This is a genomic window from Deinococcus ficus (assembly GCF_003444775.1).
In the GTDB taxonomy this organism is placed as follows: Bacteria; Deinococcota; Deinococci; order Deinococcales; family Deinococcaceae; genus Deinococcus; species Deinococcus ficus.
This window is the reverse complement of record NZ_CP021081.1, coordinates 1,416,246-1,436,404: the sequence shown is the minus strand read 5'-3', so window position 1 is coordinate 1,436,404 and position 20,159 is coordinate 1,416,246. Positions and strand designations below refer to the sequence as shown.

Below are 20,159 nucleotides of genomic sequence, written 5' to 3'. Positions count from 1 at the left end.
GTCACGGTACCTCAGGCCGCCACACTACCTGGGCCCCGCCCTCCGCGGATGGGGGCGGGCGGCCCGGGCCGTTCAGGCTCCCTTCACGTGACGGGGGACCTCACTCCCCGTGGCCCTCCGCCTCGGCGAACGCCGTGACCTCAATGGTGGGGTGGCGCTTCTCGAACCGCACCTCCAGGACCCCATGCGCCAGACGCGCCTCCCCGCTCTGCGGCACGACCTCCTGCGGGAACGCCAGGGTGCGGATAAAGCGCCCGTCCGGCCGCTCCCCCTGCAACCGCCGCGCCGGCGCCGCCCGCTCCCCCATCACGCGCAGCAGCGTGCCCTCCTCCTCCAGCACCAGAGAGTCCGTCTCCACGCCCGGCACGTCCAGCAGCAGGGTCAGGTGCGTGTCCGAATCCAGCCAGTCGGCGGCCGGAATCCACGGCCCTGTTCCGGACAGGCTCTCCACTCCCTCACGCAGGGTCATGAGTTGCTGCAGTCGTCCCAGCACCGGCTCGTTCATGCCGTTCACCGTAGCATCCCGCCCGCGGCGCCCGCCCTACAATTCGCCCGTGCCCGCCCCGCGCCTCCCCGTCCCGATCCTGAGTGCCCCGACCGCTGCCGGCAAGAGCGCCCTGGCCCTCCACGCCGCCCGGCAGGCCGGCTCCCCGGTGGAACTCGTGTCGGCCGACGCCTTCACCGTGTACCGCGGGCTGGACATCGGCACCGCCAAACCCGGCCCGGCGGACCTCGCCGCGGTGCCGCATCACCTGATCGACGTGGTGGACGTGGAGAGCGAGTACGACGTCGCCCGCTTCACCCGCGACGCCGAGGCCGCCATCGCGGACATCCTGGCGCGCGGGCACCGGCCGCTGGTGGTGGGCGGCACCGGCTTCTACCTGCAGGCCCTGATGCACGGCCTGCCCCTCACCCCGCCGGCCGACCCGGCCGTGCGGGAGGCGGTGGCCGCGGAGCTGGCCGAGCGCGGCTGGGAGGCGCTGCTGGCCGACATCATGGCCCGGGACCCGGCCGAGGCGGAGCGCATGCAGCGCAACCCCCGCCGCATCGCCCGGGCGACCGAGGTGCACCGCATGACCGGCCGATACCCCGGCGCGTTCGGGCGCAGCGCCCCCGCCTTCCGGTACGACCTGATCGCCTTCACCCTGGAGCCGGACGCGCTGGCCCGGCGGCAGGCCGGGCGGATCGCGGCCATGCTGGACGCCGGCTGGCCCGCCGAGGCGCGCTGGCTGGCCTCCAGAGTGGCCCCGGACCTTCAGCCCCGGCCGACCGTGTGGCAGGCCCTGGGGTACCGGGACGTGCTGGACCTCGCCCTGGGGCGCCGCTCCCGCGAGGCCGTGCAGGACGCCGTGGCCCTCGCGACCCGGCAGTACACCAAGCGCCAGCTGACCTTCCTGCGCACCCAGCTGGGCGCCGCGCTGCTCGGCCCGGCAGACGCCGGGGAGCGTCTCGGGGCGTGTTTGACTGCGAACAGATAAAGACCGGCGCAGCCCATCCCCATTTCCGGGCGGATAATGTGAGCCTATGCATGAATGCGCCGGCCAAGCGTGCCCAGCTCCGATTTCCTCTCCGGTCCGGCTTCCGTCTCGTCCCCCGGTCTGCCCGCGCCACCGGAATGCAAGGCGCGGTGGAGGGTGCGCATGAAACCCAGGGTTCTCGGAATGATTCTTGCCGGTGGGCAGGGCTCGCGCCTCGCGCCGCTCACCCAGAAGCGCAGCAAGCCGGCCGTGCCGTTCGGCGGCAAGTACCGCATCATCGATTTCGCCATCAACAACTTCATCAACAGCGGCGTGTTCTCCATCTACGTCCTCACGCAGTACAAGGCGCAGAGCCTCACCGAGCACATCCAGCGCGGCTGGCGCTTCGGGACCTTCCTCAGCGACTACTTCATCACCCTGGTGCCCGCGCAGATGTACCGCTACGAGGAACTCGGCGCGGTGTGGTACCGCGGCACCGCCGACGCCGTGTACCAGAACATGCACCTGATCGACAACTTCGAGGCGGACTACGTGGCGATCTTCAGCGGCGACCACATCTACAAGATGAACGTGGAGCACATGCTGGAGCAGCACATCCAGTCCCGCGCGGACGTGACCATTGCCGCCTACCCCATGCCGCAGACCGAGGCGCACCGCTTCGGCGTCATGCAGATCGACGACGGCTGGCGCGTCACGCAGTTCCTGGAAAAACCTGCCAACCCGCCCGGCCTCCCGGACGACCCCACCACCACGCTGACCAGCATGGGCAACTACATCTTCTCGCGCCGGGCGCTGGAGGAACTGCTGCACACCAGCATCAGCGGGCAGAAGGACGGCTTCGACTTCGGGCAGGACGTCATTCCCCGCGCGCTGTCGGACGGGTACCACGTGCAGGCGTACGACTTCCACCGCAACCCCATCCCGGGGCAGGCCGGCCCCAACCGCTACTGGCGGGACGTGGGAACCCTGGACGCGTACTTCGAGGCGAGCATGGACCTCGTGAGCGTGAACCCGGAGTTCGACATCTACAACCCGCAGTGGCCGCTGCGCACCAGCAGCGAGTTCTCCCCGCCCGCGAAGTTCGTGCATGAATCCGAGGGCCGCAAGGGGCAGGCGTTCAACTCGATCATGGCCGGCGGCGCCATCATCAGCGGCGGCACCGTGCGGGACAGCGTGCTGGGCCGCAACGTCCGCGCGCACTCGTACTCGCTGATGGAACACTGCGTGCTGTTCGACGACGTGGAGGTCGGGCGGCACAGCCACCTGCACCGCGTGATCGTGGACAAGGACGTGAAGATCCCCCCGGGCACGCAGATCGGCCTGGACCCCGACGAGGACCGCGCCCGCGGCTTCACCGTCACCGACAGCGGCGTCGTCGTGGTGCCCAAGAGCTTCACCTTCTGAGGCGCGTCAGCCGCCCAGCGCGGCGCTGACCGCCTCCACCACCCGCCGCCCGTACGCCTCAATGCGTTTCTCGCCCATGCCCGGCAGGCCCCGCAACTCCTCCAGCGTGCGGGGCTGCCGCTCGGCCAGGGCAGCAAGCGTGGCGTTCGGTAACACCACGAAGGGGCTGTGCCCGGTCTCCCGGCACAGCTCCTGACGCAGCGCCCGCAGCGCCTCGGTCACCGCCTCCTGCCGCGCCGGTTCAGGCACCGACACGGACAGCAGCGGTGCGCCTGGGCCTCCCGGGGCTGGGCTGGCCGACGCCGCCCGGCCGGCCCGCAGCACGTTCAGCACCGCGAGGTTGGCGGCGGTCCCGCGCTGCGCGTCGGTGAGGGGCGCCCCGGCCCGCGGCTCCCCGCCCTGGTCACGGACGACCTGCAGCACCTCGTCTCCGTAATCCGTGAGTTTGCGCTGCCCCACGCCGCTCACCAGGCCCAGCGCGGCGTGGCTGCCCGGCCGCGTCTCCGCGATGCCCTTGAGCGTCGCGTCGCTGAAGATCACGTACGGCGGCACCGCCAGTTCCTTCGCGCGGCCCAGCCGCCACGCCCGCAGCGCCTCGAACAGGCCCCGGTCCGCCTCGGCTACCGCGCCGCTCGCCCGGCTGGTCCGCTCGCGGCGCTTCACGGTCTCGCGCGGCAGCAGGCTGTCCTCCCGCACCCGGAATTCCGCCTCGCCCTTCAGGAGCGGGCGGGCCCGGCCGGTGGCACTCAGGCCGTGGTGCTCGCCGGCCGTCAGGTGGCCCAGGCTGGTCAGCTGCCGCAGGATGCCGCGCCAGAACTTCTCGTCATGCCCGGCTCCCACCCCGAAGGTGGGCAGCTGGTGGTGCCCCAGCGCCAGCACACGCTCGGTCTCCCGGCCCAGCAGAACGTCCGTGACGTGCGCCGCCCCGAAGCGGTTCCCGGTGCGGATCACGGCCGACAGCGCCATCTGCGCCTCGCGGGTGGCGTCGTGCACGCGCGGCGGATTCAGGCAGGTGTCGCAGTTCCCGCAGGGTTCCCGCAACTCCTCCCCGAAGTACGCCAGGAGCACCTGCCGGCGGCACGCGGCCGTCTCGCAGTAGGTGAGCAGCGCGTCCAGCTTCCCGGCCTCCACGCGCTTGACCTCCTCCGGCGCGTCGCTCTGCGCGAGCATGCGGCGCACGTTCACCACGTCCGCCAGGCCGTACACCATCCAGGCGGTGCTGGGCAGCCCGTCACGGCCCGCGCGGCCGGTTTCCTGGTAGTACCCTTCCATGCTCTTGGGCAGGTCCAGGTGCGCCACGAAGCGCACGTTGGGCTTGTCGATGCCCATGCCGAAAGCCACGGTGGCCGCCACGACCAGTCCCTCCTCGTTCAGGAAGCGCTCCTGCGCGGTGTTGCGCTCTCGGGGGCTGAGGCCCGCGTGGTACGGCACGGCCTCCACACCCTGCGCCGTGAGCCACCTGGCGGTGTCCTCCACGCTCTTGCGGCTCAGGCAGTACACGATGCCGGCGTCCCCGGCGTGCTCGCCCCGGATGAAGTCCAGCAGCTGGGACTTGGGGGCTTCCTTGTTCGCCACGCGGTACTGGATGTTCGGCCGGTCGAAGGAACTCACGAACTGAGGCGCGCCGTGCAGGTGCAGCACGTTCAGGATGTCCGCCCGGGTCCGGTCGTCGGCGGTGGCGGTCAGCGCCACGCGCGGCAGGTGCGGGAAGCGTTCGGGCAGCACGCCCAGCTGCCCGTACTCGGGCCGGAAGTCGTGGCCCCACTGGGACACGCAGTGCGCCTCGTCGATGGCGAACAGGGCCACCGGGGCGCGTTCCAGCAGGTCCAGGGTGCGGGGCAGGAGCAGCCGCTCGGGCGCCACGTACAGCAGGTCCAGCTCACCGGCCAGCAGCGCCTCCTCCACCTCGCGGACTTCAGGGAGGCTCAGGGTGGAGTTCAGGTACGCGGCGCGCACGCCGTTCTCGCGCAGGGCGTCCACCTGGTCCTTCATCAGGGCGATCAGGGGGGAGACGACGATGCCGGTGCCGTCGCGCAGCAGGCTGGGCACCTGGTAGCACAGGCTCTTCCCGCCGCCGGTGGGCATCAGGACCAGGGCGTTGCCGCCGGCGGCGACGGTGCGGACGATGTCGGCCTGCACGCCCCGGAACGCGCCGTACCCCCAGACCCGGTGGAGGATGTCGAGGGCGCGGGTGTCGAGGTTGGTGGGGGAGACGGCAGTCACCGGGAGAGGATACTCTTTCTGTTCCGGGCGTAACAGGAGGCGGACGACGGAATATATCCAATCCACCTATGGCTATATCAAGTTAAATCGGAAGGAGGCTGGCATGTCGTCGCCAGCCTCCCATCTTTCCCCCGCTTACTTGCGCAGGCTGGGGTTCAGAATTTTCTTGCGCAGGCGGATGCTCTGCGGGGTCAGTTCCACCAGTTCATCCTCAGAGATGTACTCCAGCGCGTCTTCCAGCGTCAGGCGGCGCGGGGGAATCAGCGTCAGGGCCTCGTCGGCGCCGGCGGAGCGGACGTTGGTGAGCTTCTTGTTCTTGCAGACGTTCACGTTCAGGTCGTTCTCGCGGGCGTTCTCACCCACGATCATGCCCACGTACACTTCCGTGCCGGCGTCAATGAAGAAGCTGCCGCGGTCCTGCAGCTTGAAGATGCTGTACGCGAAGGCCGGGCCGTCTTCCATGCTGACCAGCGAGCCATTCTGGCGGGTCTTGAGTTCCCCGGCCCACGGCGCGTACCCGTCGAACACGTGGCTCATGATCCCCTCGCCCTGCGTCATGCTGAGGAAGCCGGTGCGGAAGCCGAACAGGGCGCGGGACGGAATCTTGAATTCCACGCGCACGCGGTTGCCCTGGGGCTCCATGTTCACCATCTGGCCCTTGCGGCTGGACAGCACGCCGATCACGCTGCTGCTGTGCTGCTCGGGCACGTCGATGACCAGGTGCTCGAAGGGCTCGTGCTTCTCGCCGTCGATGTCGCGGGTGATGACGCGGGGGCTGCCGACCTGCACCTCGTACCCTTCGCGGCGCATGGTTTCCAGCAGGATGGACAGGTGCAGCTCGCCGCGGCCGCTGACCACGAACTCGTCAGGGCGGATTTCCTCGACGCGCAGGGACACGTTCGTCATGACTTCCTTCTTCAGGCGGTCATTGAGGTGGCGGCTGGTGACGTACTTGCCTTCCCGCCCGGCGAAGGGGCTGGTGTTGGGCTGGAAGGTCATGTTCACGGTGGGTTCGTCCACGGTGATGATGGGCAGCGCCTCGGGGTCGGCGAGGTCAGCGATGGTCTCGCCGATCTGCGCGTCCTCGATGCCGGCCAGCGCCACGATGTCCCCGGCGCCCACGACGTCGGACTCGATGCGCTTGAGGCCCAGGTGCGTGAACGGCTGCACCACGCGGGTCTTGGTCATCGTGCCGTCCTTGTGCATCAGCTGAACGAACTCGCCTTTCTTGACGGTGCCGCGGTTCACGCGGCCCAGCACGATGCGGCCCAGGTACTCGCTGTAGTCGAGGTTCGTGACCAGCATCTGGAAGGGCGCTTCCAAGTCCACGTGCGGCGCGGGGATCTTTTCCAGCACCATGTCGAACAGTTCCTCGAAGTCGTCGCGGGGGGCTTCCAGGTCCTTGAACGCCTTGCCTTCACGGGCGATGGCGTACAGCACAGGGAAGTCCAGCTGGTCGTCGTTCGCGCCGAGTTCGGCCATCAGGTCGAAGGTGAGGTTCACGACCTCTTCCGGGCGGGCGTCCTGGCGGTCGATCTTGTTCACGACGACGATGGGCTTGAGGCCCAGTTCCAGCGCCTTGCGCAGCACGAAGCGGGTCTGGGGCATGGGGCCTTCGGCAGCGTCCACGAGCACCAGGCAGCCGTCCACCATGCCGAGCACGCGCTCGACTTCCCCGCCGAAGTCGGCGTGGCCGGGGGTGTCCACGATGTTGATCTTGACGCCCTTGTACTCCACGGCGGTGTTCTTCGCCAGGATGGTGATGCCGCGCTCGCGTTCCAGATCGTTGCTGTCCATGGCGCGTTCGGCGATTTCCTCGCCGTGCTTGAGTTCCAGCGTCTGCTTCAAGAGGCCGTCCACCAGCGTGGTCTTGCCGTGGTCGACGTGCGCGATGATCGCAATGTTCCTGTATTCCATACTTGCTCCCTTGCTCGGAGCGGTCGGCCGCCGGCGCGTTTGCCTCCGGCCTTCTGCTCTCCCTGGCACGAAAAAGCCCGCCACACGACTCGGGGCGGGTCTCCCAAACGGGAATTCTATCAGATTGCGGGGCGTTCAGGTGTCCGGCCGTTCCGGGCCCCGCGGCGGCCCGCCGGATTCCGCGTTCCCACGGGGCGCCGGGCGAACCACGGGCGTGGAGTCGTGCTCGCTGTGTTCGTCCAGCACGGCCTCCAGGTCCAGCTCGCCCTCCTGCAGCTGCCGTTCCAGTTCCGCGTCCCGCACCTCCTGAATCGCGCGGTCGGCGGCCTTGCGCGCTTCCTCCTCGCGGTCCATCTGCTCCTCCACCACCCCGCTGATCAGGGCCATGGCGACCGCGTCGGGGATGTCCGGCGCGTCCCGCAGGTAGAAGTGCTGATACACCGCCTTGATCAGGATCAGGAACGGAATGGTCAGGAACGCGCCCACGATGCCGAACACGCCACTGAACAGCAGCACGCCCACCGTCACCGACAGTGGGTGCAGGCCGCCCGCGCCGCCCACCACGAAGGGCGCCAGCACGAACCCGCTCACCTGCTGGAACACCAGCACGAACACCGCCACCCACAGCGCCTTCTCCGGGTCGGACGCCAGCGTGAACAGCACCGGCGGCAGCGACGCCACGATGGGTCCGATGGTCGGCACGAGTTCCCCCAGCGCCGCGAGAATCCCGAACACCAGCCAGTTCTGCACGCCCAGCAGGTAGAACCCGGCTGCCGTGACCGTTCCCGTGACCAGCATGACCAGCACGGTCGCGCGGCCCCAGGCGCCCATCTGCTTCAGGGTCTGCGCCAGGGCGCGCGTGGCGTTCAGGCGGTAGTGGGCGGGCACGGCACCCAGGAACCCGTTCACGATGGGCACCGGGTTCCCCAGTGCGAACACCACCATGATCAGCGTGACCAGCGCCGTGAAGATCCCGCCGCCCACCAGGGTCAGCACCCCCGGCAGACGCTCGGCCAGAACATTGCCCAGCTTCCCGGCCTGCTCGGCCAGCCGGCCCGGAGCGTCGTCCGGGACCACGCGGTCCAGGGTGGGGTTCAGGCTCAGCCAGCTGTTCAGCCGCGCCTCGATCTGGTTCAGGTCGGTGGGCAGGCTCTCGCCCAGTCCGCTGAGCTGCTTCACGATGGGGGGCACGGCCAGGAACCCCAGGCCCACGATGGTGCCCAGCACCAGCAGCACCGTCAGCGTGCCCGCCAGGCCGCGGGACATCCACCGCTCGAAGAACCGCGCCACGGGGTTCAGGGCCGTGGCGAGGATCAGGGCCAGGGTGATCGCCAGCAGGGACGGCGCGACCCGCCCGAAAAAGCTCAGGAGCAGCAGCACGCCGATCACGGCCATCGCCACCGGCAGCAGATTCACCACCTGCACGTTCGGTCCCCGCCGGCCCGGGGCGGGCGAACGTATTGGGCCGCTCACGCCGCCCTCCGGGTGAGTCCTGCCTGAACCGCCGTGCCCGACGCTGCTTCTGTCATGTGCCGCCGAGTCTAGAGCAGGCCCCGCAGTAGCCCGGGCTTTCCCGAACGGAGCCTCAAGACGGCCGCGTCCGGTTCCCCTGGGCGGGGGGCTGTCTCACCTGCCCGGCACCGGGGCGGCGCACCGGTCTGCTACCCTGTCCAGTACCCTAACGGTCGTTAGTTTTGCCGTCCCGCGCCCCACCCCCCGCGCCCGCCCGGAGGTCCCCGCATGAAAACGAAAAACGAGTGGATGCAGAGCGTCTACAGCCCCGCCGCGCAGAAATTCCCTGAACGCAAGTACAACTTCAAGAACCTGTCCGACATGGACCCCGAGCCCATCTACACTGCGGACGACCTGACGGACTGGGACGCCGAACGCGACCTGGGTTACCCCGGCGAGTTCCCGTACACCCGCGGTGTGCAGCCCAGCGTGTACCGCGGCAAGCTCTGGACCATGCGCATGTTCGCCGGCTTCGGCAGCGCCGAGCAGACCAACGAACGCTTCCACGCCCTCCTGAAAGCCGGCCAGACGGGCCTGTCCACCGCGTTCGATCTGCCCACCCTGATGGGTTACGACAGTGACCACCCCTTCTCCAGGGGAGAGGTCGGGAAGTGCGGCGTGGCCGTCAGCAGCCTCGCGGACATGGAAATCCTCTTCCAGGGCATCGACCCGGAAGCAGTGACCACCTCCATGACCATCAACAGCCCCGCGAACGCCATCTGGGCCATGTACATTGCCAACGCCCAGAAGCAGGGCAAGGACCTCGGCCGGGTCGGCGGGACCATCCAGAACGACATCCTGAAGGAATTCATCGCGCAGAAGGAATTCATCTACCCGCCCGCGCCCAGCGTGAAGCTCGTCATCGACACCTTCGAGTGGGGCCCTAAGGTCGTGCCCAAGTGGAACTTCATCAGCGTGTCCGGGTACCACATCCGCGAGGCCGGCGCGACCGGCGTGCAGGAACTGGCGTTCACCCTCGCCGACGGCTTCCACTACGTGGAAAAAGCCCTGGAACGCGGCCTGGACATCGACGAGTTCGCGCCCCGCATCAGCTTCTTCTGGGACATCCACAACGACTTCTTCGAGGAGATCGCCAAGCTCCGCGCCGCGCGCCGCATCTGGGCCCGGCAGATGCGTGACCGCTACGGCGCGAAAAACCCCCGCAGCCTGATGCTCCGCACCCACAGCCAGACGGCCGGCGTGAGCCTGCCCGCTCAGCAGCCCCTGAACAACATCGCCCGCGTCGCCATCCAGGCCCTCGCGGCCGTGCTCGGCGGCACCCAGTCCCTGCACACCGACGCCTTCGACGAGGCCCTGGCCCTTCCCACCGAGGAGAGTGCCGCCATCGCCCTGCGCACCCAGCAGATCATCGCGTACGAAACCGGCGTGGCCGGCGTCGTGGACCCCCTGGCCGGCAGCTACTACGTCGAGAAGCTCACCAACGACATCGAGGCGGCGGCCATGGGGTACATCGAGCAGATCCGCATGATGGGCGGCGTGGAGGCCGGCATCGACAACGGCTTCTTCCAGCTGGAGATGGCTGAGGCCGCCTACCGCTACCAGCGCGAGGTGGAAACCAAGGACCGCATCATCGTCGGCGTGAACGACTTCGTGCAGGACGCCGTGGAGGTGCCCATCCAGATCATCGACCCGGCCGTGGAGGAGCTCCAGGCCCGGCGTCTGGCGCAGGTGAAGCGCGAACGCGACCCGCAGCGCGCCGAAGCCGCCCTGGCGGCCCTGCGCGACACGGCCGTGACCGGGGCGAACAGCATGCCTGCCTTCCTGGAGTGCGCGCACGCGTACTGCACGCTGGGCGAGCAGATGGACACCCTGAAGGCCGTGTACGGCGAGTACACCGAACCCGTTCTGGTCTGATCCGGGGCAGGGGAGAGGCGGAGCGTCCATCTGGAACGCTCCGCCTTTTCACGTCTGACAACCGAATATATCCAATCATAGCGGTCTGTCCGTACGTAGCCACTCCCCGGTCCCAGTGACCTACAGCCCCAGCGCCAGATCCACCGCCCCGATCAATCCCCCCTGATCCACGTGCCCCACCTGATACCGCGCAGCCTCCCGGGCCGGGGCGTCCGCGTTCCCCATGGCGACCGGGTGACCTACCGCCCGCAGGGCCGTCACGTCGTTCTCTCCGTCGCCGACCATCATCACGCGGTCCATGCCGAACCCGTACCGCTGTGCGATGCGGCCCAGGGCGCTGCCCTTGTTCACGCCAGCCCGCGTGACGCTGATGAACATCACGTCCCGCATGACCGGGCTGCCTGCCGGGTGCAGGTCCAGCCCGGGGTGAGGTGTGGCCGTGACCGTGCCCTCGTCCTCGCGGGGCACCACCCACTGCACGCGCACGACCGTGCCCTCCAGCGCCTCGGGCGGCTGCGGGCGGTACGGGATGCCCAGCAGGTCCGCGTGCCGCCGCGCCACGTCCCCCGGCTGCGTGACGGCCATGTCCGTGTCGGTGTACAGCTCCAGCAGCCACCCGCGTTCGTGCGCCATGTTCAGCAGGCCCGGCAGGGCCTCTTCCGGAAAGGCCGCCGAGAGGCTCTCGCCCGTGCGGGCGTGCACGATGCTCGCCCCGTTCTGGAAGACGTGCCAGCCGTCCGGATCGAGGCGCCGCGCGTACTCCAGGGCGTTGCCCACCGCGGGCCGCCCGGTGCAGATGGCAAAGTGCATGCCTGCTGCGCGCCCCCGTTCGATGGCCGCCCACACGTCCTCCCGCACGCGGTTGTCCGTGCCGACCAGCGTTCCGTCCACATCCACTCCGACAAGTCCCAGCATCACGGCAGTGTAGGCCCTGACGGAATCGCCGGGCCGGTGGCGGTTCAGATCACTGGGCGGTTGTGTCCGGCAGCCAGTGGCCCTCGCGGTCCATCACGGCGCGGCCGCCCACGCGAATGGCGGTCACGCGGTCGCCGCGGAGCAGCACCTGCACCTCCACCTCGCCGGGAGTGCCGAGGACGTGCCCCTGGTACACCGTGCCGGCCGCCCGGTCCCCGCGGACGGGCAGCCGGCCCTGGGAGGCCAGCAGGCCCAGCAGGGCGCCGCCGGCACTGCCGGTGACGGGGTCCTCGGGAATGCCCACAGCGGGCGCGAAGTCCCGTGCGGCGAAGCGGTTCACGCCCACCGGCGCGTACGCGTACACGCTCACGATGCCCAGCGACTCGCTGATGGTGCGGATGCGGTCCAGGTCGGGTTCCAGGGCGTCGAGGATCATCTGGTCCAGCAGGGGCACGAAGGCGCTCCATCCTCCGGCACTCGCGGCGGCCAGCGGAAGGCCGCGGTGTATCACCCGTTCGTTGATGCCCAGGGCCTCGGCGAACTCGGCGCGCAGCGCGCCCGGCAGGGGCCGGACGTCCAGTTCGGGCTGCTGCATCCAGATGCGCAGTTCCTGGTTGTCACCGTCCAGGCGCAGGGGCACGGTGCCCACCAGGGTGTGCAGCGGGTAGTCCTGCCCGTGCCGGAGCAGGCCCTGCTGGGCGAGCATCAGCCCCAGGGCCAGGGTGGCATGCCCGCAGAACTCGATCTCCTGAGTGGGGGTGAAGTAGCGGACGGTGGCGCCGCGCCGGTCCAGGTCCGTGACGAACACGGTTTCCGGGGCGTCCAGGTGGCGGGCGAGGGCCTGCATCTGCCGGTCGCTCAGGGTGCGGGCGTCCAGCACCACGCCGGCGCGGTTGCCGAAGCCGGGCGTGTCGGTGAAGGCGTAGACCTCGCTGTACCCGATCATCCGCTCACTCTAGCGCCTGGGGTCCCGCCCAGGCCGGTGGATGAATATATCCAAAACAGGGAATCTGCGGAACCGACCGAGGAAAGCGGGTGAGCAGGCCCGCGCCCACCCACCCGCACCCAAGCATGTCCTCAGGGTTTCATGCGCGTCAGCATCCGCGGGAACGGAATCGCCTCGCGGATGTGGTCGATGCCGGTGATCCAGGCGATCACGCGCTCCAGGCCCATGCCGAACCCCGCGTGCGGCACGCTCCCGGTGCGGCGCAGGTCCAGGTACCAGTCGAACGCCTCCAGCGGCAGTCCCTCATGCTCGATGCGGGACTTCAGCAGGTCGTAATCGTGGATGCGCTCGGACCCGCCGATGATCTCGCCGTACCCTTCCGGGGCGATCATGTCGTCACACAGGGCCACGCGAGGGTCCTGCGGGTCCGGCTGCATGTAAAACGCCTTGATGGCCGCCGGGTACCGCTCGATCATCACCGGCCGGTCGAAGTGATGGCCCAGGATCGTCTCGTGCGGCGCGCCGAGGTCGTCGCCCCACTCGACCGGCTGCACGTCGTCCTGCACGTTCGGGGGGAGGTCGCGGTCCTCGATGTGCTTGCGGATGATCTCCAGCGCGTCCGTGTACGTCACGCGGGGGTAGTTGCCCTCGGCGGCGCCGGCCAGTTTGCTCACGTCCCGGCCCAGCAGGTCCAGTTCCGCCTGGCATTCCGCGAGCGCGCGGCGCACGAGGAAGCTCACGAACCGCTCCTGAAGGTCCATGTTCTGCGCGTGGTTGCTGGGGGCGACCTCGGGCTCCACCATCCAGAATTCCAGCAGGTGCCGGCGGGTCTTGCTCTTCTCCGCGCGGAAGGTCGGGCCGAAGGTGTACACCTTCCCGAACGCGAAGGCGCCCGCTTCGGCGTGCAGCTGCCCGGTCTGGCTCAGGTACGCCTTGTCCTCGCCGAACAGGTCGATCTCGAAGAGTTCGGTGGTGCCCTCGGCGGCGTTCGGGGTGAAGAAGGGCGCGTCGAAGCGCACGAAGCCCTCGCCGTGGAAGAAGTCCACGATGGCGCGCTGCACGCAGTCCCGCACGCGCATGACTGCCCAGGGGCGGCGGTGCCGCAGCCACAGGTGGCGCTGGTCCATCAGGAACTCGATGCCGTGCTCCTTGGGGGTGATGGCGTACTCGCCGTGGTTCTCGCTGATGGGGGAGAGGTCCCGCACGCTGAGCTCCACGCCGCCCGGCGCGCGCTCATCCGCGCGGACCTCGCCGGTGATGCTCACGGCCTGCTCCTGCGTGAGGCGCTTGGCCGCCTCGAAAATCTCCTCGGTGACGTCTCCCTTGAAGACGGTGGCCTGCACGAAGCCGGTGCCGTCGCGGAGTTTCAGGAATTGAATCTTGCCCTTGCCGCTCTTGTCGGTCAGCCAGGCGTTTAGCGTGACGGTTTCGCCCACGTGCTCTTTCAGACTGCGAATGCTGCTCATCGGCGGTCAGTATAGGCGTAGGGAGCCGCGGCAAATTTTCTGGAATATATCCAATTGCAAAGCCCAGGAGCAAGAATACAAGGCCGACGGGCAAAAGGGAATATTGAGGTGAAAATTTTCACCTGTGCTGACCTTTGTTTTTTTCTACACTCAGCTCCACCAGCACACATTCCATAGGAGGCCCAAAGTGCGCAAACTCATCGTGACGGAATTTCTGTCCCTGGACGGCGTGATGGAGGAGCCTGGGGCCTGGACACGGCAGTATTCGCCGGAGGACAGGTCCTTCAAGCGGGAGGAACTGTTCGAGACTGACGCTCTGGTGTTGGGCCGCGTGACGTTCGAGGACTTTCTGGGGTACTGGCCGGGCCAGGAGGGCAAAGGTGAATTCGCGGACCGGATGAACTCTCTGCCCAAACACGTTACCTCAAGGACGTTGGTGCCCGGCACCCTTGGGTGGAATGCCGAGGTCCTGCCGGGGAACCTGGAGGAGGCCGTCTCTCAGCTGAAAGGTCAGGGGGAGGGGAGCCTGCTCGTGTACGGCAGCGCCACACTGGCGCAGTGGCTGTTGCGGCATGGTCTGGTGGACGAGTTGCGATTGATGGTGTTTCCGGTGGTGCTCGGACGCGGAAAACGGCTGTTCGGGGAAGGGGACCGGGTTCCCCTGAAACTCGCGGCGTCCCGGGACCTGGGCGACGGCGTGCTGCTGCTGACGTACGAACCGGACTCCACGCGGTAAACGAAATCCCCCATCTCAGCTGGGCTGGATGGGGGAGAGGCTGGACGCGTTTTACTGGAGGGCGCCCTGCATGCCGAGCACGTCCGCGACCTTCAGGCTGGCGCCGCCGACCAGGGCGCCGTTCACGTTGGGTTTGGCGCAGATCTCGGCGATGTTATCCGGTTTGACGCTGCCGCCGTACAGGACGCGGATGCCGTCGGCTTTCGCGCCGTACTGACCGCGCAGGGCGTCACGGATGGCGGCGGCGAGTTCCTCGGCGTCGTCAGCGGTGGCGGTCTTGCCGGTGCCGATGGCCCAGACGGGTTCGTACGCGACGACCACTTCGGCGTCCACGCCGCTGAGGCTGCCGGCGAGCTGCCGGAGGGTGAAGGCCACGTGCTCGCCTTTCTCCCGGATGTCGAGCTTCTCGCCCACGCAGACGATGGGGGTCAGGCCGTGCGCCTGCGCCTGGCGGGCCTTGGCGGCGACGGTCTCGTCGGTTTCGCCGTGGTAGTCGCGGCGTTCGCTGTGCCCGACGACGGCGTAGGTGCAGCCCACGTCCTTGAGCATGGCGGCGCTGGTCTCGCCGGTGTACGCGCCAGATTCCTGCGCGGAGACGTCCTGACCGCCGTAGCCCACGCCTGCGGGCAGGTTGGCGGCCAGGGTGGGGAGGTCGAGGGCGGGGGCCATGACGGCGAGTTCCACGCCGTCCACTGGGGCGTACTTGTCTTTGAGGTCCTCCGCCCAGGCGCGCGCCTCGGTGGGGGTCTTGTTCATCTTCCAGTTCAGGGCAAGCAGGATGGTCATGTGGATTCCTTCAGGTGGTCGAGCGTGGCGGTGAGGTCGCCCTGCCAGACGGTGGAGGCCATGAACGGGCGGAAGCCCATGGCGGTGTTGATGTGCAGCATGGGGCCGTTGCTGTCGGCGTTCTGCGTGCGGATCTCCCGGGCATGCGGGTTGAGGGTCAGGAGGCGCTGCAGGTTGGCTGCTTTCAGCCAGCGGCCCAGGCCGCGGCCGCGGTGGGCGTCCAGCACGCCGGTGTTGCCCTGCCCGACGATCTGCGGCTGCGCGGCGCGCCAGGACAGGTCGGTCATTCCGGCGAGGGTGCCGTCGGGCGCGCGGGCCACCACGGTCAGGGTGGTGCGCCCGCCGGCAGCGGACAGGCGTTCCATGGCACGCACTTCCTCTGGGGTGACGTGGCTGTCCTCGACGTTCAGGTCGTCGGTGGGGGCGCTGTTCATGACGTCCAGCAGGGCGGCGTAGGCGGGCAGGTCCGCCTCGGGCACGGCGTCCTGCCAGAACTCCAGGCGGTAGCCGTCCTCGGTGCGGGTCGTCCAGCGGTCCAGCAGGCCGGCGGGCAGGTCACGGAGCAGCAGCCGGTTGGTGTGGGTGGACTGCGCCGCCTGGAACCCGTGCCGCCGGGCGAACCGCTCACCGGCCGGGACGCGGTCGTTCGTGGCCGTGAGCAGCAGGGACCGGCCCTCGGCCTGCATGGCGTGGGCGGCCAGGCCCAGCAGCTGCCGGCCGAGGCCCTGCCCGCGCCGGTCCGGGGCGACCATGAGGTCGAGGTGCGCGAGGTGCTGGTTGTCCGGGCCGCGCATGAACTGCGTGCGGGCGTGGGCGTGAATGCCGGCGTCGTCCTCCACCGTCCAGAACTGCAGGTCCAGCAGGTCCGGCAGGTGCTGCATCTGCCCCCACACATTGTCCACCTGGACCGGCGGGTCCTCCGGGTGGCTTTCCTGCCGGAGGTGGTTCAGGTGGGTGACAAGGCGCTGCGCGAACGCCTCGGTGAACTGCCGGGTGGTCCGGTGGGTCACGGCGGAGGCGGCGGCGGTCATTTCATCGCCACGACGCCGGGCAGGTCCTTGCCTTCCAGCAGTTCCAGGCTGGCGCCGCCGCCGGTGCTGATGTGGTCGATCTGGTCGGCCTTGCCGCTCTTGTTGATGGCGCTGACGGAGTCTCCACCGCCGACCACGGTGTACGCCTGGTTTTTCAGGCTGCCGACGGCGGCCGCGACGGCGTTCGTGCCGGCGGCGAACTGCTCGAACTCGAACACGCCCATCGGGCCGTTCCAGAACACGGTTTTGGCGCCTTTCAGGGCTTCGGCGTAGGCCTGCCGGGTGTCGGGGCCGATGTCCAGGCCCATCCAGCCGTCGGGGATCTGGTCGGCGGGCACGACCTGGCTCTGGGCGGCGGCGTCGAACCGGTCGGCGGCGACGGCGTCGGTGGGGAGCATGAGCTTGTCGCCGTACTGGTCGAGGAGGCCTCTGGCGTACTCGACCTGGTCGTCCTCGACGAGGCTGTTGCCGATCTTCCCGCCGCGGGCCTTGATGAACGTGAACATCATGCCGCCGCCGATCAGCATGCGGTCCACTTTCGGCAGGAGGTTCTCGATGACCTTGATCTTGTCGCTGACCTTGGCGCCGCCGATGATCACGACGTAGGGGTGTTCGGTGTTCGTGGTGAGGCGGGACAGGGCGTCCACCTCGGTCTGGAGGAGCGTGCCGGCGGCGTGGGGGAGCAGGGAGGCCACGCCGCTCACGGAGGAGTGCGCGCGGTGCGCGGACCCGAAGGCGTCCAGCACGAAGGCGTCCCCGAGTTTCGCGAGCTTCTCGTTCAGGCCAGCGTCGTTCTTCTCCTCGCCCGCCTCGAAGCGCACGTTTTCCAGCAGAGCCACGTCGCCCGGCTGCAGGGCCTGCACGGCGGCGAGGGTCTCGTCACTGCCGGGCAGGCCGGGGATGAACTTCACGTCGCGGCCCAGCGCGCCGGAGGCGGCCTCGGCGACGGGTTTCAGACTGTACTTGTCCTCGGGGCCGTTTTTCGGCCGGCCGAAGTGGCTCATCAGGACCACGGCGGCGCCGCCGTCCAGCAGGGCCTGAATGGTGGGGAGGCTGGCGGTGATGCGCGTGGCGTCCTGCACCTGGCCGTCCTTGACGGGAACGTTGTAATCGACGCGCACCAGCACGCGTTTGCCTTTCACATCCAGGCTGTTGAGGTTCTGCATGTCGTTTCTCCCTGTGAAGCGGGGGCAGTGGCCGCCTCTGCTGGTCCACTGCCCCCTGGTGGTCCGCGCCGGGGCGGGCCGGCGCGGCTGGTCTCAGCCTTTCTGCTGAACGAGTTCCACGAGGTCGGCGATGCGGTTGCTGTAGCCCCACTCGTTGTCGTACCAGCTGAAGAACTTCACAAGGTTGCCCATGGCCATGGTCAGGCCGCCGTCGATGATGGCGCTGTGCGGGTCGCCCTGGATGTCGGTGAGGACGATGGGGTCTTCGGTGTAGGCGAGGATGCCCTTGTACTTGCCGTTCGCGGCTTCACGGAAGACGCTGTTGACTTCCTCGACGGTGACGTCCTTTTTCAGGATGACGACGACGTCGCTGATGCTGCCGGTGGGCGTGGGCACGCGCAGGCTGGTGCCGTCGAACTTGCCCTTGAGGTTCGGGTACACCTGGGAGACGGCCTTGGCGGCGCCGGTGCTGGTGGGGATGATGTTCACGCCGGCGGCGCGGGCGCGGCGCAGGTCCTTGTGCGGCAGGTCCAGGACGCGCTGGTCGTTGGTGTAGCTGTGCACGGTGGTCATGATGGCCTTCTCGATGCCGAAGGCCTCGTCGATCAGTTTCATGGGCACGCCGAGGCTGTTGGTGGTGCAGCTGGCGTTGCTGATGATGTGGTGGTTGGCGGGGTCGTAGCCTTCCTCGTTCACGCCGAGCACGATGCTGAAGTCCTCGTTCTTGGCGGGGGCGGTGATCAGGACCTTCTTCGCGCCGCCGGCGAGGTGCTTGCTGGCGCCTTCGCGGTCGGTGAAGATGCCGGTGGATTCGATGACGATGTCGGCGCCCATCTCGCCCCACTTGATGTTGGCGGGGTCGCGTTCGGCCAGGGCGTGGATCTTCTTGCCGTTGACGGTGAGGCTGTCCTCGTCGTGTTCGACGGTGCCGTTGAAGCGTCCGGCGGTGCTGTCGTACTTGAGGAGGTGGGCGAGGGTCTTGTTGTCGGTCAGGTCGTTGATGGCGACGACTTCGATACCGCGCGCTTCCAGAATGCGGAACACGAGGCGGCCGATGCGTCCGAAACCGTTAATACCTACTTTCATGGGAACCTCCAGTCACTGAGGGCCGCCCCTGGGTGGGGCGGGCGCCTCTCATGGCCCAGTGTACGCCGAAACCCACAATCGGGGTTCGTGTCCGGCGGACACCAATCCGGGACGGCCGGCGCGCGCCCCCCTAACCCGCGCGGCGCGCGCCGGGACACGCGCCACCTATCATGCAGGACATGAGCCAAACCGGTCACTCCCTTCTGGTCATGAAGTTCGGCGGGACGAACATGGGCGACGCGGCCGCCATCCGCCACAGCGCCTCCCTGGCCGCCCGCAGCGTGGACGAGGGCGTGAAGGTCATCGTGGTCGTCTCCGCCATGGCCGGCGTCACCAACCAGCTTCTGAAGATCGCCGACGACGCCCAGAAAGGCGACATCGCCGCGGCGAACGACGAGATCGCCGCCATGCGCACCCGGCACTTCACGGCCGCGCAGGAACTCGGTGCCAGCCCCGACAGCGCCGCCGTGCGCGAGATCCGCGAGATGCACGAGACGCTGCGGCAGGCCGTGTACGGCGTGTACCTCCTGCGTGAACTCACGCCCCGCAGCCGCGACCTGATCGTGGCGTTCGGCGAGCGCCTCAGCGCGCCCCTGATGAGCCTGGCCCTCGAACAGTCCGGGCACCGCGCCAAGCACCTCACGGGCGGCGAGGCCGGCATCCTCACCGACACGAACTTCGGAAACGCCAAGCCGCTGCCCACCACCTACGAGCGCATCAAGGACCGCCTCAGCGGCTTCATGGCGGCCGGCGTCATCCCGGTCGTGTCCGGGTTCATGGGCGAAACCGAGAAGGGGGCGATCACCACCCTGGGCCGCGGCGGCACGGACTTCAGCGCCACGATCATCGGCAAGGCCCTGCACGCCGACGAGGTGTGGGGCTGGAAGGACGTGGACGGCGTCATGAGCGCCGACCCCCGCGTGGTCGCGGACGCCCGGAACGTGGACACCCTCAGTTACGGCGAGGTGATGGAACTCGCGTACTTCGGCGCCAAGGTCCTGCACCCCCTGGCCGTCACGCCCCTGCAGGACAGCGGCATTCCGCTGCGGCTGAAGAACAGCCGCGACCCGGACTTCCCCGGCACGCTGGTGCAGGCCGAACCGAACAACGACCAGGCGCACCCCGTGAAGGCCGTGACCGCCATCCGCAACGTGTCCCTGATCAACGTGACGGGCGCCGGCGCGCTGGGCGTACCGCAGGTCGTGGCGAGCCTGTTCGACGCGATCGCCCGCGTGAACATCACGCTGCTGATGGTCTCGCAGAGCAGCAGCATGAGCAACGTGTCCATCGCCGTGCAGAGCGGTGACGCCGAACGCACCCTCAGTGCCCTGCGCGAGGTCGGCGGGGACCTGCGCATCGAGGAGCAGGACGGCGTGGCCGTGCTCGCCATCGTGGGCAGCGGCATGCGCGGACAGAAAGGCGTGTCCGCCAGAATGTTCACCGCGCTGGCCGACGCGGACGTGAACATCCTGATGATCTCCCAGGGCAGCAGCGAGCTGAACGTCAGCGTGGCCATCAACGGCGCCGAGGTGGACCAGGCCACCCGCGCCGTGCACGCAGCCTTCCGCCTGAACGAAGCGCCGGTCGCCGCCGACTGACCTCCCGCCCGAACGGGGAC

16 protein-coding genes are annotated in these 20,159 nt (G+C 68.7%); 5 read left to right on the top strand and 11 right to left on the bottom strand.

What is annotated here, in order from left to right; translation table 11 throughout:
- Positions 1-100: 100 nt before the first annotated feature.
- Positions 101-505, bottom strand: coding sequence for an Hsp20/alpha crystallin family protein (locus DFI_RS06995; RefSeq protein ID WP_022802030.1), 405 nt, complete (start codon positions 503-505; stop codon positions 101-103).
- Between the two features lie 49 nt (positions 506-554).
- Here DFI_RS06995 and miaA point away from each other — a divergent pair, with 49 nt between their 5' ends.
- Both miaA and glgC read left to right on the top strand, forming a co-directional pair.
- Complete coding sequence (gene miaA, locus DFI_RS06990; protein ID WP_027461553.1) at positions 555-1,478, top strand: tRNA (adenosine(37)-N6)-dimethylallyltransferase MiaA; 924 nt, start codon at positions 555-557, stop codon at positions 1,476-1,478.
- Positions 1,479-1,640: 162 nt separating this feature from the next.
- Positions 1,641-2,882, top strand: a complete 1,242-nt coding sequence (gene glgC / locus DFI_RS06985; protein ID WP_022802032.1) for a glucose-1-phosphate adenylyltransferase — start codon at positions 1,641-1,643, stop codon at positions 2,880-2,882.
- Positions 2,883-2,888: 6 nt separating this feature from the next.
- Here glgC and recQ read toward each other — a convergent pair whose 3' ends face one another.
- The 3 genes from recQ to DFI_RS06970 all read right to left on the bottom strand — a co-directional run bounded on the left by recQ (position 2,889) and on the right by DFI_RS06970 (position 8,495).
- Positions 2,889-5,105: a DNA helicase RecQ gene (recQ, locus tag DFI_RS06980; RefSeq protein ID WP_027461552.1), complete on the bottom strand. Its 2,217-nt coding sequence runs from the start codon at positions 5,103-5,105 to the stop codon at positions 2,889-2,891.
- A gap of 135 nt (positions 5,106-5,240) precedes the next feature.
- A complete protein-coding gene (typA, locus tag DFI_RS06975; RefSeq protein ID WP_022802034.1) occupies positions 5,241-7,022 on the bottom strand; it encodes a translational GTPase TypA in 1,782 nt (593 codons plus the stop codon).
- Between the two features lie 135 nt (positions 7,023-7,157).
- Positions 7,158-8,495: an AI-2E family transporter gene (locus DFI_RS06970; RefSeq protein WP_051307379.1), complete on the bottom strand. Its 1,338-nt coding sequence runs from the start codon at positions 8,493-8,495 to the stop codon at positions 7,158-7,160.
- A 267-nt stretch (positions 8,496-8,762) separates the two neighbouring features.
- Here DFI_RS06970 and DFI_RS06965 point away from each other — a divergent pair, with 267 nt between their 5' ends.
- Entirely contained in the window at positions 8,763-10,409 is a 1,647-nt protein-coding gene (locus DFI_RS06965) for a methylmalonyl-CoA mutase family protein (RefSeq protein ID WP_027461551.1), read from the top strand.
- A gap of 120 nt (positions 10,410-10,529) precedes the next feature.
- On the opposite strand, the gene DFI_RS06960 is transcribed toward DFI_RS06965, so the two are convergent.
- From DFI_RS06960 to asnS, 3 genes are all read right to left on the bottom strand, one after another.
- A complete protein-coding gene (locus tag DFI_RS06960; protein ID WP_027461550.1) occupies positions 10,530-11,324 on the bottom strand; it encodes a Cof-type HAD-IIB family hydrolase in 795 nt (264 codons plus the stop codon).
- Positions 11,325-11,373: 49 nt separating this feature from the next.
- Positions 11,374-12,270 (bottom strand): PhzF family phenazine biosynthesis isomerase, encoded by an 897-nt coding sequence (locus DFI_RS06955; RefSeq protein ID WP_027461549.1) that lies wholly within the window; start codon positions 12,268-12,270, stop codon positions 11,374-11,376.
- A gap of 131 nt (positions 12,271-12,401) precedes the next feature.
- A complete protein-coding gene (gene asnS / locus DFI_RS06950; RefSeq protein WP_027461548.1) occupies positions 12,402-13,736 on the bottom strand; it encodes an asparagine--tRNA ligase in 1,335 nt (444 codons plus the stop codon).
- A gap of 187 nt (positions 13,737-13,923) precedes the next feature.
- Here asnS and DFI_RS06945 point away from each other — a divergent pair, with 187 nt between their 5' ends.
- Positions 13,924-14,472, top strand: coding sequence for a dihydrofolate reductase family protein (locus DFI_RS06945; RefSeq protein ID WP_027461547.1), 549 nt, complete (start codon positions 13,924-13,926; stop codon positions 14,470-14,472).
- Between the two features lie 51 nt (positions 14,473-14,523).
- Here the strand turns inward: DFI_RS06945 and tpiA are convergent, their stop codons facing one another.
- The 4 genes from tpiA to gap all read right to left on the bottom strand — a co-directional run bounded on the left by tpiA (position 14,524) and on the right by gap (position 18,541).
- Positions 14,524-15,258, bottom strand: coding sequence for a triose-phosphate isomerase (tpiA, locus tag DFI_RS06940; protein ID WP_027461546.1), 735 nt, complete (start codon positions 15,256-15,258; stop codon positions 14,524-14,526).
- Positions 15,255-16,289, bottom strand: coding sequence for a GNAT family N-acetyltransferase (locus DFI_RS06935; RefSeq protein ID WP_051307378.1), 1,035 nt, complete (start codon positions 16,287-16,289; stop codon positions 15,255-15,257). The genes tpiA and DFI_RS06935 overlap by 4 nt, the downstream gene beginning before the upstream one ends.
- Positions 16,286-17,455 carry a phosphoglycerate kinase gene (locus DFI_RS06930; protein WP_027461545.1) on the bottom strand — a complete coding sequence of 390 codons (1,170 nt, stop codon included), beginning with the start codon at positions 17,453-17,455 and terminating at the stop codon, positions 16,286-16,288. Before DFI_RS06930 ends, DFI_RS06935 begins: the two co-directional genes overlap by 4 nt.
- Before the next feature lie 93 nt (positions 17,456-17,548).
- The gene (gene gap / locus DFI_RS06925) at positions 17,549-18,541 is read right to left on the bottom strand and encodes a type I glyceraldehyde-3-phosphate dehydrogenase (RefSeq protein ID WP_027461544.1); all 993 of its coding nucleotides are present in this window, start codon (positions 18,539-18,541) and stop codon (positions 17,549-17,551) included.
- A 179-nt stretch (positions 18,542-18,720) separates the two neighbouring features.
- Here gap and DFI_RS06920 point away from each other — a divergent pair, with 179 nt between their 5' ends.
- The gene (locus DFI_RS06920) at positions 18,721-20,139 is read left to right on the top strand and encodes an aspartate kinase (RefSeq protein WP_043776624.1); all 1,419 of its coding nucleotides are present in this window, start codon (positions 18,721-18,723) and stop codon (positions 20,137-20,139) included.
- Positions 20,140-20,159: the final 20 nt, after the last annotated feature.

What these genes read in the sequence shown, in the direction of transcription:
- DFI_RS06995 (WP_022802030.1), bottom strand. Translation starts at nt 505, where the DNA reads ATGAACGAGCCGGTGCTGGGACGACTGCAGCAACTCATGACCCTGCGT.
- glgC (WP_022802032.1), top strand. Translation starts at nt 1,641, where the DNA reads ATGAAACCCAGGGTTCTCGGAATGATTCTTGCCGGTGGGCAGGGCTCG.
- typA (WP_022802034.1), bottom strand. Translation starts at nt 7,022, where the DNA reads ATGGAATACAGGAACATTGCGATCATCGCGCACGTCGACCACGGCAAG.
- DFI_RS06965 (WP_027461551.1), top strand. Translation starts at nt 8,763, where the DNA reads ATGAAAACGAAAAACGAGTGGATGCAGAGCGTCTACAGCCCCGCCGCG.
- DFI_RS06960 (WP_027461550.1), bottom strand. Translation starts at nt 11,324, where the DNA reads ATGCTGGGACTTGTCGGAGTGGATGTGGACGGAACGCTGGTCGGCACG.
- DFI_RS06955 (WP_027461549.1), bottom strand. Translation starts at nt 12,270, where the DNA reads ATGATCGGGTACAGCGAGGTCTACGCCTTCACCGACACGCCCGGCTTC.
- asnS (WP_027461548.1), bottom strand. Translation starts at nt 13,736, where the DNA reads ATGAGCAGCATTCGCAGTCTGAAAGAGCACGTGGGCGAAACCGTCACG.
- tpiA (WP_027461546.1), bottom strand. Translation starts at nt 15,258, where the DNA reads ATGACCATCCTGCTTGCCCTGAACTGGAAGATGAACAAGACCCCCACC.
- DFI_RS06935 (WP_051307378.1), bottom strand. Translation starts at nt 16,289, where the DNA reads ATGACCGCCGCCGCCTCCGCCGTGACCCACCGGACCACCCGGCAGTTC.
- DFI_RS06930 (WP_027461545.1), bottom strand. Translation starts at nt 17,455, where the DNA reads ATGCAGAACCTCAACAGCCTGGATGTGAAAGGCAAACGCGTGCTGGTG.
- gap (WP_027461544.1), bottom strand. Translation starts at nt 18,541, where the DNA reads ATGAAAGTAGGTATTAACGGTTTCGGACGCATCGGCCGCCTCGTGTTC.
- DFI_RS06920 (WP_043776624.1), top strand. Translation starts at nt 18,721, where the DNA reads ATGAGCCAAACCGGTCACTCCCTTCTGGTCATGAAGTTCGGCGGGACG.